This window comes from Janibacter indicus, from assembly GCF_900176385.1.
GTDB classification, from domain to species: domain Bacteria; phylum Actinomycetota; class Actinomycetes; order Actinomycetales; family Dermatophilaceae; genus Janibacter; species Janibacter indicus.
This window is the reverse complement of record NZ_FWXN01000006.1, coordinates 208,912-222,237: the sequence shown is the minus strand read 5'-3', so window position 1 is coordinate 222,237 and position 13,326 is coordinate 208,912. Positions and strand designations below refer to the sequence as shown.

Below are 13,326 nucleotides of genomic sequence, written 5' to 3'. Positions count from 1 at the left end.
CTTACGGGGTGCGCACGGAGCGCACGATGGCGTCGATGATCGTCTCGACGCGCACGTCGTCGGCGGTGGCCTCGTAGGTGAGGAGCACGCGGTGGCGCAGGACGCGATGGGCCAGGTGGCGCACGTCCTCGGGGATGACGTGGTCGCGCGCCTGGAGGAGCGCGGCGGCCCGGGCGGCCTTGGCGAAGGCGATCGAGGCTCGCGGGCTGGCGCCGATCTCGACGTAGCGGGCCAGCTCCGGGGGCATGACCTTGTGCGGGGTGCGGGTCGCCGCCACGAGGAAGGTGATGTAGTCGAGGATCGCCTTGTCGAGGTAGACCGACCCCGCCAGACGCTGCAGCTCGCGGGCGTCGGCGATGTCGATCATCGCCCGCTCGGGCTGCTCGAAGACGCCGGCGTCGATGCGGCGCACGACCTCGGCCTCCTCGGCCGGGCTGGGGTAGTCGAGCAGGTCCTTGAGCATGAAGCGGTCGAGCTGGGCCTCGGGCAGGACGTAGGTGCCCTCCTGCTCGATGGGGTTCTGCGTCGCGAGGACGAGGAAGGGCTCGGGCACCTTGAAGACCTGGCCGCCGATGGAGGTCTGCCGCTCCTGCATCGCCTCGAGCATCGCCGACTGCGTCTTGGCCGAGCTGCGGTTGATCTCGTCGAGCAGGACGAAGTTGGCGTGCACGGGGCCGAGCTGGGTGACGAACTTGCCCTGGCTGGCGTCGTAGACCTGGGTGCCGACGATGTCGCTCGGCAGCAGGTCGGGGGTGCACTGGATTCGCTTGAAGGAGCCACCGATGGCCGTCGCGAGCGCGTGCGCGGCCGTCGTCTTGGCCAGGCCGGGCACCGACTCCAGCAGCACGTGACCGCCTGTGAGCAGACCGATGAGGAGGGTCTCGCGCAGCCGTCGCTGGCCGACGACCTTGGACTCGAAGCCCTTGTCGACCGAGGCGACGAGGCTCCGGGCCCGCTCCAGCTGGTCCTTGCTGATCCTGCTCGTGGGCGGCACGTCGCTCCCCTTCGCTGTGGTGTCCGTGGTGACGGCGCCACTCTACGGAGTCACCGGGGCCGGGGCACTGGGGAGCACTCCCCCGGCCACGGTGGTCGAGACCCGGCGACCTAGCTCGTCACCCGCACCTCGTGCAGCGAGACGCCGTACGTCGTGGCCCGCTCGTCGGTGACCACCCGCACGTGCCGCGCGGACGTCGGGCCGATGGTGTGGGTGTCGAGCCCGCCGTCGCCGTCGGTCACCGTCGCCACGGTCGTCCACGACTGCCCGTCGAGGCTGGTCTGCACGCGGTAGCGCGAGGCGTGGGCGGCCTCCTGGTCCAGGCTCACCCGGCGCACGATCCGCGGGGTGCCGAGGTCGACCGCCCACCAGGCGTCGTCGCCCCACCGGCTCGACCAGCGAGTCGCGGCGTCGTCGTCGATGGCACTGCCGGGGCGCAGCTTGCCGGTGAGGCTCCACTCCGTGCTGCTCGCGGTGGCGACCGCTCCCTTCGTCAGGTCGGCACCCTGCTCCCAGCCGGTCGTCGCCGCCCAGGTGCGCAGGTAGGACTCGGGACCGCGCAGCAGGTCGTCGACGACCTGCCGGCCCTCCGTGCCGTGGTTGCTGCGCATGTCCTCGACCCAGTCAGGGACCATCCCGTAGTGGGCGACGCCGTCCCGGTTGTAGTCCCAGATCCGCTGACCGGTCACCTGCCGGTCGACGCTCCCGGAGCCCGTCACGGGGGCGAAGGGGTAGACGAGCGGTGTGTCGGCCGCGTCGTCACGGGGCGGCGGCGTCCCGCCGAAGCCGTTCATGTCCATGCCGAAGCCGTAGCCGACGTCGTACTTCTGCCGGACCGGCCGCTCGGCGTGCCCCTCCTCGACGAACTCCTCGGCACCGTGGCCGTACTGGGTGATGAACCCGCCGAGCCGGTAGACCCGCTCGGTGAAGTGCTTGTCCATCCACGAGTGGCTCGAGATGACGCCGGGGTAGGCCTCGGACTCGAGGATCTCCATCGTCCGCGAGGCCGCCTTGACGCTCTGGTGGTCGATCTCGACCATGAGGTCGCGGTCCATCATCCCGCGCAGGGCGTACTCGCCCAGCGAGGTCAGCCCGCGCCGGTTGCAGTGCGGCCCCTCCGGGTAGATCGGCAGCACCTGTCCGGGGACGAGCTCGGCGACCTTGGGCGGGATGACCCCGCCCTCGACGGTGTTGTCGTGCAGCTGCGTCCGGCACCGCTCCACCTGCCAGAACTGCCCGGTCGTCAGGAAGTTGCCGACGTTGACGACGATGCCCTGGGTCCCGGAGTCGAAGCGCACCCCGCACAGCGCGTTGTCGAACTTGTGGCACAGGTACATCGAGCGGATCCCGAGCTTCTTGGCCTCGTCGAGACCGGCGTCGATCTTGGCCTTGGAGCAGTGCGAGACGCCCAGGGTCATGCCGCAGCCGAAGGGAGCGGAGACCTCCATGCCGAGGATGACGGCCATCTTGCCCTGCTCGACATAGCGCCGGGCCTCCTCCGGCGAGTAGGCGATGCGGAACCAGCCCTTGCCCGGGCCGCCGTGGCGCGCGTCGACGAAGGCCTCGAGCTCCTTGGTCTTCTTCACCTGGCGACGCACGACGTCCATGTCGTTGCACGAGCTGGTGTTGACCTGGGTCGGCAGCGAGCACAGGACGGAGTTGTTGACCGTGTCGGCGACCATGATCCGCTGGCCACCGCGCCAGGCCCGCTCCACCCACCGGTAGTACATCTGCTGGTGGGTGAGGGAGGACCACTTCGGGGCGTCCTTGAAGGTCGGGTAGAGATCGGTGTCGTGCGGGTCGAGCGGCCCCTTGCCCTCGAGGTGGGTGACGTTCTCGATGAGGCCGGTGCGGCCGTCGCTGCCGTGGCTGTGGCAGTCGGTGAGGGCGTCCTCGATGCCGAGCTCGCTGAAGGTCTTGCCGCAGACGATGTCGCCGCCGAAGCCCTCGTCGGACATCAGGTGCGTGTGCGCGTCGATGAGGCCACGCACCTCTTCCTTCGGCCCGGTCCCCGTGAACGGCGCCCCGGTGACGCCGAGCTCGGAGTCCTCCGGCAGCGGGTCGCTCTGCTCGTACCAGGGCTGCGGGTCCGCTCCCGCCCCCCTGGCGCTGCCGCCGAGCAGGGCGACGAGCAGGAGCAGGACGAAGGGGATCAACCCTCGCCTCGTGCGGCGGTGCGGTGCGGTCATGCCAAGCTCCTACTCGCGAGTAACTGGGACGCTTGACCGACAATAGCGCTCCCTCGCCCGTGATGGCGGCCGAGCGCCGATGCGCTCTCATGGGGCGGCGATCGAGCAGCCGGCCCCTCCCGCGACGGCGGGGGTACCGCTCCGCCGGCACCCACGACGAACTCGTCGCCGCCGGCGGCCGCTACGCCCGCCTCTGGGCCGCCTGGACCGCCTGATCCACCCGACCCCCCTGACCCAACCCGAGCCCACCTGAACCCGCATTGCCCTACGGCAATGCGCCCTCATGCCACCTTAATCTGCATTGCCCTACGGCAATGCAGGTTCGGGCGGGGTCGCGCGGGCGCGAAACCCGGGCCGGCGGGGCGCTCGTAGGGTGCGGGGGTGACCTCACCCGCACCCGCAGCCCAGGTCGGGCCGCGGCAGATCCTCTCGCTCGCCGTCCCCGCCTTCCTCGCGCTCGTCGCCGAGCCGCTTTTCCTCATGGTCGACGCTGCTGTCGTCGGCCGGCTCGGCGTCGTCCCGCTCGCCGGCCTGGGGGCGGCGAGCTCGGTGCTGCTCACCGCAGCCGGGGTCTTCGTCTTCCTCGCCTACGGCACGACGAGCGTCGTCGCCCGGCAGTTCGGCGCCGGTTCATGGCGCGGTGCGATCGAGGTCGGGGTCGGGGGGATCTGGCTCGCTGCGGGCCTCGGGGCGCTTGCGGCGATCGTCGTCGGGCTGGGGGCCCGGCCGCTCGCCCAGGCCTTCGGCTCCTCCCCGGCCGCCCTCGACGAGGCCGTCGTCTACCTGCGGATCAGCGCCCTCGGTCTGCCCGCAATGCTCCTCGTGCTCGCCGCGACCGGGATCCTGCGCGGCCTGCAGGACACCCGCACCCCGCTCGTCGTCTCCGCGATCGGCTTCGGTGCCAATGCCGTGCTGTCGATCGCCCTCGTCCTCGGGGCGGGGATGGGCATCGGCGGTGCCGCGTGGGGCACGGTCATCGCCCAGTGCGGCATGGCGTTCGCGCTGCTCGCGGTCATCCTGCGGCAGGGACGAGGCGCGGGGGCCTCCCTTCGCCCGCACGTCGGACGGGTGGTGTCCGCGGCCCTCGACGGGGTCCCCCTCCTCGTGCGCACGCTCGCGCTGCGCGCGATCATCCTGCTCACCGTGGCGACCGCCGCGGCCTTCGGCGACGTGCCGCTCGCCGCCTACCAGGTGACGACGACGATCTGGTCACTGCTCGTCTTCGCCCTCGACGCCCTCGCCATCGCCGGCCAGGCCCTCACCGGAGCCCAGCTCGGCAGTGGTGACGCGGCCGGTGCCCGCGCCGCGACGGCGCTCATGGTCCGGTGGGGCATCTGGGGTGGCGTCGTGCTCGGTGTCGGGCTGCTCTCGCTGCACCGGGTCCTGCCCGCGCTCTTCACCGACGACCCCGCCGTGCGCAGCGCGATCGCCGCGGGTCTGGTCGTCGTCGCCCTGTGCCAGCCGCTGTCCGGCTACGTCTTCGTCGTCGACGGGGTGCTCATCGGGGCCGGCGACGGTCGCTGGCTCGCCGGGTCGATGAGCCTCGTGCTGCTCGCCTACGTCCCCGTCGTGCTCCTGGCCCGGGTCGTCGGCGGCGACCACGGTCCCGAGGCGGCCGTGGTGACGCTGTGGTTGGCCTTCACGGCCTTCATGGTGCTGCGCGGGGCCTGCATGGCCTGGCGCATCCGGGGCGACGCGTGGGCGGTCACCGGCGCGACCCGCTGATCCACGGGTCGAGGTGGTCGCGACCGCCTATCCGGTGGGGGGTACCTCGCTCCGGTCGGGCGGTCCGGCGACGTGTGCCGACGACGTCAGGCGACGGGCGGGCGGGTGCTGTCGGCGTAGGAGTACCACCCCTGGCCCGCCAGGGCCTCGGCGATGCGGCGACGCCCACCGGGGCCCTCGCTGGTCACCACGGCCAGCTCGCTCGGGCGCAGCGGCGTGATCGCCAGGACCCGCACGTCGGAACCGATGGACTGGGGGCGCCCCGGCAGCTCGACGCCCACGAGCACACCCAAGCGCCCGGCGTCGGCCCAGTCGGACGGCGCCTCGCCGGCGGAGATCTCGAGCGAGAGCAGGGTGTGGTCGCGCAGCGCGGCGTCGACCTGCTCGGCCCCCGCAGCGGCGAGCGCACCAGCGGCCTCCTCGAGCGCCGCGACGAGCCAGCGGCCCTCGCCGTCGGGGTCCTGCACGAGCTCGCGGCCCTCGACGTAGATCTCGAGGCCCAGCGAGTCGCCGGCGCCGTCGGACAGCCCGTCGGTCGCGATGATCCCCGAGTGCGGGGTCGTCACGTGCCGGTAGGTCGACGACCCGCCCGGCCACTGCGCCGGCTCGTCGGTGTCACCGAGCGGCCGACGCTGCGCGCCGACCTGCCCGACCGTGCGCCAGTAGTCCTCGCGCGTGCTGCCGTCCGTCTGCCCCATGGAAGTCACCCCTGCATCCTGCCTGCTGCCCGGCACCGGCGAAAGTCCGGTGCCGGGCAGGCGGGTCACTTCGTCGTCAGGCGCAGCGCGAACTCGGCGTGGTCGTCCTCGCCGGTCATCGAGAAGCCCAGCGCCGAGAGCGGCTCGATGTTGGCCCGCTCCTCGTCGTCGAGCTCGTCGCCGAAGAGCTCGACAGCCTTGCTGATGTCGACGTAGAGCACGCTGCTCGCGTCGTCGGCCTCGGGCACGGCGTCCTTGAAGGCATCGCTGTCACCGAGGCCGGAGCCGCGAGCGACCTCGTCGGCGTAGCCGGCCGGCGTGGCGACGACGGTGCGGTTGTCACCGGCGTCCTTGACCGTAATCTGCGGGGCGCCGGAGGTGCCCCCGGAGTCGACCGCGCCGGTGAGCTTGTCGATGATGCCGCGGTCGCCGTTGGTGACGAGCGCGACCTTGGGCTCGTCGGCCGACGCGCCGACGGTGATCGCGGTGTCGCTGCCGACGGCCTTGGCGAGGTCGTCCGGCACCGAGACGCCGGTCTCGTTGGTGAAGGAGTCCAGACCCTCCTGCCAGTCGTCACCGAGGATGCTCTTGGCGTTCTTGTCGAGCTCGGGCCAGGCCTTGCGCAGCGACTCGTCGAGACCGGTGACGGCGAAGACCCCGAGGGTGTCGGCCGGCAGGTCGCCGACCATCGTGCCCTCGCCCGACGGGACGCTGCCCGCCGGCAGGCCGTTGACCCGACCGGCGACCTCGAGGGTCGGCCCGTCGAAGCGGACGGCCGCGGCGATCCGGCCCTGCTGGTCGGCCTGGACGGTGCCCGTCGAGAGCCCGAGCTCGCTCACCCGGCTGGCGTCCATCCAGCCGGTCATCATGCCGTCCTCGCCGAGGTCGTCCATGTCCTGCCGGAAGGTGTCGCTGTCGGCGAGGTTGGCGCCCGCGGCGTCGTTGACCGCCTTGTCGACGACCGACTGCTCCTCGCCGCAGATCGCGAAGTCGGCCTGGACCGAGCAGTAGCCACCCTCGCCGTTGGTGACCTTGGACAGGCCCTCCTTGGCGGCGTCCTGGTCGGTGCTCGCGAGGGCGACGACGACCTCGGGCTCGGTGCCACCGTCGGCTGCGGGCAGGAGCGCGACACCGAAGCGCTGGCCGAGCCACGGCTCGACGTCCTGGGCGTAGTCGACGCCCTCAAGCCCGCCGTCCTCCTTGATCGCGTCGAAGATCTCCTTGCGCAGGTCGCCGTTCTCGTCGACGCCCTCGAGGGAGTCGCGCATGCCGGGGAACTTGCGGGCGAAGCGGAAGGCGTCGACCTTCTGGTTCGCCGAGGGGTCGAGGTCGATCTTGGCGAAGGCGACCGAGGTGGCCGGCAGGGCCTCCTCCGGCTGGGCCCCGCCACCGTTGAGCTTGCTGTAGGCGAAGACCGCGCCACCACCGACGACGCCGAGGGCGACGACGCCCGCCACGCCGAAGGCCCCCCACTTGAGGGCCTTGGTGGACTTCGGGGCCGGCGGCTGCACCGGCGCCTGGCCCCACTGGCCGGGCTGCTGCGGGTGACCGGGCTGGTACCCCTGCTGGGCGTAGCCCTGCTGGTACTGCCCACCGGGCTGCCCGTAACCGGCAGGCGGCGGGGGCTGCTGGCCTTGGGCCGGCCCGTAGCCGGGCGGGGGCGGCGGCTGACCGGGCCCGGGCGTGGGCGGCTGCTGACCGAAGGGTGGCTGCGACATGGTGGGTCTCCCCGTGCTCGTGGTGTCCTTACCGGAACCTTACGGTCGACGGGGCTGCGCAGACCATGGGGAGGACTACCCATCAGCACCCCGGGAGGGCATGACGAAGGGGGGCGCCCACCGTGCGGTGGGCGCCCCCCTTCGGCCTGATCACGCCCGAGGGCGCGACCCGAGATCTCGCGGACTCAGCCGGCGACGACCTCGAGAGCGACCGTGGCCTGCACCTCGGGGTGCAGATGCACGAGCGCCTGGGCCGGGCCGACCGACTTGATCGGCGTCGGGATCTCGATGGTGCGGCGGTCGAGCTCGGGGCCACCGCCGGCCTTGACGGCCTCGGCGACCTCGCGGCTGGTCACGGCGCCGAAGAGGCGACCGGAGTCACCGGCGTGGGCGCTGATCGTGACCTGCTGGGCCTCGAGGTTGCCCTTGATCGACTGGGCCTCCTCCAGGGACTTCACGGCGCGAGCGGCGCGGCCGGCGGCGATCGCCTCGACCTGCTTCTGCGCACCCTTGGTCCACGCGGTGGCCAGGCCACGGCGGAAGAGGAAGTTGCGGGCGTAGCCCGGCTTGACGTCGACGACGTCACCGGCGGTACCGAGGCCGGTGACCTCGTGGGTGAGGATGACCTTCATGTCTGCTCCTTGCTTCTCGGCCGCGGATCAGCGGTTGGACGAGGAGTAGGGCAGCAGCGCCATCTCCCGGGCGTTCTTGACGGCGGTCGCGATGCGACGCTGCTCCTGGACGGAGACGCCGGTGACGCGACGCGCACGGATCTTCCCGCGGTCGGAGATGAACTTGCGCAGCAGGTTCGCGTCCTTGTAGTCGATGTTCTCGACCTTCGCCGCCTTGAGCGGGTTGGCCTTCTTCTTGGGCTTGCGCACTACGGGCTTGGCCATCGTGGTGCTCTCCTTCGTGTCAATGAGAGCCCGAGGTTGGTCCTCGGGATGGAAGTGGTGTCAGTGCCCGACCGGGGTCAGGCGTCAGAGATCGATCAGAAGGGGGGCTCGTCGTAGCTCGGGGCATTGCCCCAGCCACCGCCGCCCTGGCCGCCGCCCTGGGGAGCGCCACCCTGGGCCGGGGCCTGCTGGCCACCGCCCCACGCGCCGCCACCCTGCTGGCCGCCACCCTGGCCGCCGCCGGTCGCCCACGGGTCGTCCTGCTGGCCGCCGAAGCCGCCACCGGAACCACCCTGGCCACCGCCGCCGCCCCAGGAGCCGCCGCCCTGACCGCCGCCACCGCCGCCACGCTGGGTCTTGGTGACCTTGGCCGTGGCGTAGCGCAGCGAGGGGCCGACCTCGTCGACCTGCATCTCCATGACGGAGCGCTTCTGCCCGGTCTCCTTGTCCTCCCACGAGCGGGAGACGAGACGACCGGTGACGACGACGCGGGTCCCGCGGGTGAGCGACTCCGCCACGTTTTCGGCGGCCTCACGCCACACGGAGCAGCGCATGAAGAGCGTCTCCGCGTCCTTCCACTCGTTGGTCTGACGGTCGAAGGTGCGCGGGGTCGAGGCCACGGTGAAGTTGGCCACGGCCGCGCCGCTCGGCGTGAACCGCAGCTCCGGGTCCGCCGTGAGGTTGCCGATTACGGTGATGGGGGTCTCGCCTGCCATGGGGATTCCTTGTCGATCGGTGATCTCTCAGGTGAGCCTGTCAGCCGGGACCGACAGGCTGGAAGTGGACGCCTCAGGCGTCGACGCGCATGAGCTTGGTCCGCAGGACCTGCTCGGAGAGACCCAGCTGGCGGTCGAGCTCCTTGCTCGTGGCCGGCGTGCAGGTCAGGTTGGCGACGGCGTAGAGGCCCTCGGCCTTCTTGTTGATCTCGTAGGCGAGACGACGACGGCCCCAGTGGTCGATCTTGTCCACGCTACCGCCGTCCTTGGTGACGACGGTGAGGAACTTGTCGAACAGCGGCTGAACGGCCCGCTCGTCGGTCTCGGGGTCGAAGATGACCATGAGCTCGTACTGACGCATGCTGATAACCCGCCTCCTTCGGTCTGTGCGGTCACGGTCTCTCCGTGACAGGAGGGTTGGTGCATCGGTACCCCCCGACACGTCGTCGGGTGACGACCTGGAGGGGGGACGGTTCAGGGTATCGGCTGCACTCCCTTCGCACCAAAGCGTGCCGGACGAAGGGGGGCGCCTCAGACCATGGCCGCGTGCTGTGGATCGTGGGGTCGGGCCCGCGGCGTCTGGGGACGGTCGGCGGGCGCCGGCCGCCCGACCGGGTTGTCGACGGGGGTGTACCAGACGGACCACAGCAGGAAGCCCCACGCGATGGCCCGGCCGAGGACGACGACCGCGTACCACTGGGCCGGCAGTCCCTTGTCGGGGTCCGCGGCCGCACCGATGTGCAGCCACAGTGCGGTCGCGTGCGCGGCCTCCACCGCGGCGAAACCCAGGTGGGTGCGCCAGGAGATCCCGGCGAGGATCGCCAGCGGCAGGACCCACAGGGCAGCCTGGACCGGCACCGAGGTGCTCGTGAGGGCCATGACCGGCACCCCGAAGGCCGCGACCTGCGCCCACGTGGCCGGTCGCCACGCCCGTCGGGCCATGACGACGCAGGCCCACACCGCGACGGCGACACCGAGGAGCGAGACGAGCGGGGCGACCCGGTCCGGCAGCGGGTGACCGGCGAGCTCGGGGATGAGCAGGACCGACCCGTAGCCCGGCTTCTCACCCCACCACGCCCGCAACGGGCCGGTGACGATCGCGGGGGCGGAGAGCGCGAGCACGACCGCGAGCGAGACCGCGGTCCCGAGCGCGACGAGGACGGTCCGCACCGCCGCGGCCTCGTGCCCGACCCGACGGGCGGCGATGACCAGGGCGACGGCGGCCAGCCCCACCCAGGCATGACCGAGCAGCGCGAGGCCGAGGAGCACCCCGGCGAGGACCGGGCGACGTCGGGTGTCGGCCAGCATCGCGGCGACGAGGAGGGTGACGACGACGAGGTCGGGAGACAGCAGCGCGGCGACGACGTGGACCGGCGACAGGGCCAGCTGGGTCGCCAGGTCGAGTCGCTCGGGCCGCAGCAGGGCGACGCACCACACCGCGACGACGAGGCACAGCGCGATGATCACCGTCCACAGGGTGAGGTACCACCGCGACTCGTCGAGCCACCCGGCATCGGGGACCAGACCACCGACGAAGGCCATCAGACCCGACAGCAGGGGCATCTGGTCGAGGCGGGCCTCGCCGGTGAGCCAGCCGCCGAGTCCACGGTCGAGCCCGGCGAGCTGGTACTGCGCCGGCAGGTCGGAGAAGCACCCGCGCCAGAACTGGTCGTTGCCGTTCCAGCCGTTGACGACGCAGTGCCCCTGACGCAGGAAGGCGCCGGCCATCGGCAGCACGACGAGGGCGACGACGAGGGGCAGCAGCCGGGGCAGCGAGCGCTCACGACTCGACGCCCGGCGACCCAGGGGCCCGCCCAGGACCGCGCTCGACTCCGGCGGCAGCAGGTCGCGCGCCGTCCACTCACGAGGCACTAGTCACGCTGCCCGGTGGTGGCACCGCCGTTGGGGGTGAAGCTCGGCACCGGCGACGTCGGGAGCGTCGGCTCCGATGTCGTCGTCGGCGGCGGTGGCTCCTCCGTCGTGGGCCGAGGCGTGGACGTCGTGGTCCTCGTCGGCGGCGTCGTCCTCGTCGGCGGCGTGGTCCGGGTCGTGCTGCTCGTCGTCGAGGAGGTGGACGACGAGCTCGAGCTGCTGGAGCTGGACGACGTCGACGAGGAGGAGGAGGTCGACGTGGGCTCCGGCTCCTGGGTCGTCGACCGGGTCGTCGTCGGCTCCGGGACGGGCGTCTGCGTCGTCGTGATCGGCGCCGGCGCGGTGGTGTTGTCCGTCTGCGGGCGGTAGGTGACATTGCCGGCCGGGGGGAGCTTCTTGACCGGCTCGCCCTCGAGTGCCCCGATCATGTAGTCCGTCCAGATCCGGGCCGGGATCGTGCCGCCGGTGACCTCGGCGAAGCCGCCGATGTTCTTCAGCTGGTTCTTCTCGACGAGACGACCGTCGCCCTTGTACATGCCGACCGCGGTCGCCAGCTGTCCCGGCGTGAAGCCGTCGAACCACGCCGCGTAGTTGTTGGAGGTCGTGCCGGTCTTGCCTCCCACCGGCCGACCGAGGTCGGCGACCGTCGGGTACCCGGTGCCGCCGGGCTGACCCACGAGGCTCATGGCCTGGATGGCGTCGCGCGCGACGTCCTGCGGGAAGGCGCGGCGCACGTCCTTCTTCACCTCGTACTCGAGGTCGTGCTCGCCGGTGCTCGTCACCGTGGAGATGTAGTAGGGCGTGGCCCGCCGCCCCTCGGCGGCGATCGTCGCGTAGGCGTTGGCCATGTCGATGACCCGGACCGCGTCGGTGCCGAAGACATTGCCCGGACCGGTCGACAGGCCGGTGCGCTTGTCGCCGTCGTAGGCGACGACGCCGGCGTCCTTGGCCGACTCGGCCGTGGCCTTGGGCTTGGCGGCCAGATTGAGCTGCGCGTAGTAGGTGTTGACCGACTTCTGGGTCGCCGTGCGCATGTTGACCGGGCCGTAGGAGCTGTTGCCGAAGTTGACGATGCCACCCTGGCGCTGGATGTCCGAGGCATCGGCACCGTCGTAGATGAAGGCACGGTTGTAGTAGGGGCTCGCCCCGCTGTAGGTCGTCGACAGCGGGATCCCCTTGCGCAGAGCAGCGATCATCGTGAAGGGCTTCATCGTCGAGCCGGCCTGCATCTTGCCGTCGACCGCGGAGTTGAAGTACCCGTAGCGGCCCTTGCCGTACTTCGGTCCGCCGTACATCGCCCGGATCGCGCCGTCGCCGGGCTGGATCGAGGCCAGACCGATGTGCAGGTCGGAGGTTCCCTCACCGGTCGGTCGCGACTCCTCGACCGCCTCGGCCGCGGAGCGCTGCGCCTTGCGGTCGATCGTCGTGACGATCTTGAAGCCGCCGCGGTCGATGTCGGCGTCGGACAGCTTGAGGCGGTTGCGCAGCTCCTCGCGCACCTCCTCGGTGATGAAGCCGATGTCGTCGGACCCGGCCTGCGAGCGCTGCTTGGGGGCGATCGTCTTGGGGAAGGCCTGCTTCTCCCGCTCTGCGGGGGTCATCCACCCCTCGGCGACCATGCCGTCGAGGACGTAGGCCCAGCGGTCCTTGGCCGACTGGGTCTGCTGCTCGCCGAGAGCGGGGTCGTAGAGCGAGGGTCCGCGGATGACGCTGGCGAGCAGGGCACCCTCCGACGGGGTCAGCTTGCTGACGTCCTTGCCGAAGTAGGCCTTGGAGGCGGTCTGGATGCCGTCGGCGCCGCGGCCGAAGTAGATGGTGTTGAGGTAGTTGGCGAGGATCTCGTCCTTGCTCAGCTCGCCGTCGATCTTGATCGACAGCAGGATCTCGCGGCCCTTGCGCTCGAGGGTCTGGTCCTGGGTGAGGAAGTAGTTCTTGACGTACTGCTGGGTGATCGTCGAGCCACCCCCGCGGTCCTCGCCGGCGACCGCGCCGCTCACGGCGCGGAAGATGCCCTTGGGCGAGATGCCCCGGTTGTCGTAGAAGCTGCGGTCCTCGGCGGCGATGAAGGCGTGCTGCACCCCCTCGGGCACCTCCTCGAGCTCCACCGACTCACGGTTGACCGTGGCGATGCGGTCCATCTCGGTCTTGCCGTCGGAGTAGTAGAGGACCGAGGCCTGCGAGACCGCCCGGTCGTTGGGCTTCGGGATGTCGATGAGCAGGTAGGCCGCCACGATGGCAGCGATCCCCAGGGCGACGAGGGCCGCCAGACCCAGCAGGAGCTTGCGCAGGATGCCGCGGCGCCCACGTCGACCGCGGCCGCGAGAGCGCGTGCGGCGAGAGCGCGCCTCGGCGCGCGAGCGGGGGGCGTTGGACATGAGCACCTCGGTGGGACGGGTCGGTACGGCTCCTTCCAGTATGGGGGCACGGCGACGCGCCGCTCCAACGCCAACCCGATGTATCCGTCCGATACATCGGGTAACCTTCGAACACCGCGCCGATCGACGCCCGACCCGGGCTG

12 protein-coding genes are annotated in these 13,326 nt (G+C 71.5%); 2 read left to right on the top strand and 10 right to left on the bottom strand.

The genetic code is table 11. The annotated features are described in order from the left end of the window. Window position 1: 1 nt before the first annotated feature. Both B9B60_RS09080 and B9B60_RS09075 read right to left on the bottom strand, forming a co-directional pair. Window positions 2–994, bottom strand: coding sequence for an AAA family ATPase (locus B9B60_RS09080; protein WP_084451059.1), 993 nt, complete (start codon window positions 992–994; stop codon window positions 2–4). A 110-nt stretch (window positions 995–1,104) separates the two neighbouring features. Further along, the gene (locus B9B60_RS09075) at window positions 1,105–3,183 is read right to left on the bottom strand and encodes a discoidin domain-containing protein (RefSeq protein ID WP_084451057.1); all 2,079 of its coding nucleotides are present in this window, start codon (window positions 3,181–3,183) and stop codon (window positions 1,105–1,107) included. A 32-nt stretch (window positions 3,184–3,215) separates the two neighbouring features. Between B9B60_RS09075 and B9B60_RS17175 the strand changes: the two genes are divergently transcribed. Then, window positions 3,216–3,398, top strand: a complete 183-nt coding sequence (locus B9B60_RS17175) for a hypothetical protein (protein ID WP_159451183.1) — start codon at window positions 3,216–3,218, stop codon at window positions 3,396–3,398. A 166-nt stretch (window positions 3,399–3,564) separates the two neighbouring features. Further along, the gene (locus B9B60_RS09070) at window positions 3,565–4,908 is read left to right on the top strand and encodes an MATE family efflux transporter (protein ID WP_084451055.1); all 1,344 of its coding nucleotides are present in this window, start codon (window positions 3,565–3,567) and stop codon (window positions 4,906–4,908) included. A gap of 86 nt (window positions 4,909–4,994) precedes the next feature. Here the strand turns inward: B9B60_RS09070 and B9B60_RS09065 are convergent, their stop codons facing one another. The 8 genes from B9B60_RS09065 to B9B60_RS09030 all read right to left on the bottom strand — a co-directional run bounded on the left by B9B60_RS09065 (window position 4,995) and on the right by B9B60_RS09030 (window position 13,183). Beyond that, window positions 4,995–5,606, bottom strand: coding sequence for a hypothetical protein (locus B9B60_RS09065; protein WP_084451053.1), 612 nt, complete (start codon window positions 5,604–5,606; stop codon window positions 4,995–4,997). A gap of 65 nt (window positions 5,607–5,671) precedes the next feature. Further along, on the bottom strand, window positions 5,672–7,324 hold the full coding sequence (locus B9B60_RS09060; RefSeq protein ID WP_084451052.1) for a DUF3352 domain-containing protein: 1,653 nt from the start codon (window positions 7,322–7,324) through the stop codon (window positions 5,672–5,674). Window positions 7,325–7,509: 185 nt separating this feature from the next. Next, window positions 7,510–7,956 (bottom strand): 50S ribosomal protein L9, encoded by a 447-nt coding sequence (gene rplI, locus B9B60_RS09055; RefSeq protein ID WP_084451050.1) that lies wholly within the window; start codon window positions 7,954–7,956, stop codon window positions 7,510–7,512. 27 nt (window positions 7,957–7,983) lie between these two features. Then, window positions 7,984–8,220 carry a 30S ribosomal protein S18 gene (gene rpsR / locus B9B60_RS09050; protein ID WP_007925814.1) on the bottom strand — a complete coding sequence of 79 codons (237 nt, stop codon included), beginning with the start codon at window positions 8,218–8,220 and terminating at the stop codon, window positions 7,984–7,986. Window positions 8,221–8,315: 95 nt separating this feature from the next. After that, window positions 8,316–8,936, bottom strand: coding sequence for a single-stranded DNA-binding protein (locus B9B60_RS09045; protein ID WP_084451048.1), 621 nt, complete (start codon window positions 8,934–8,936; stop codon window positions 8,316–8,318). A 73-nt stretch (window positions 8,937–9,009) separates the two neighbouring features. Continuing rightward, window positions 9,010–9,297 (bottom strand): 30S ribosomal protein S6, encoded by a 288-nt coding sequence (gene rpsF, locus B9B60_RS09040; protein ID WP_084451046.1) that lies wholly within the window; start codon window positions 9,295–9,297, stop codon window positions 9,010–9,012. Between the two features lie 170 nt (window positions 9,298–9,467). Continuing rightward, entirely contained in the window at window positions 9,468–10,808 is a 1,341-nt protein-coding gene (locus B9B60_RS09035) for a hypothetical protein (RefSeq protein WP_084451044.1), read from the bottom strand. Further along, window positions 10,808–13,183: a transglycosylase domain-containing protein gene (locus B9B60_RS09030; RefSeq protein ID WP_084451165.1), complete on the bottom strand. Its 2,376-nt coding sequence runs from the start codon at window positions 13,181–13,183 to the stop codon at window positions 10,808–10,810. The genes B9B60_RS09035 and B9B60_RS09030 overlap by 1 nt, the downstream gene beginning before the upstream one ends. Window positions 13,184–13,326: the final 143 nt, after the last annotated feature.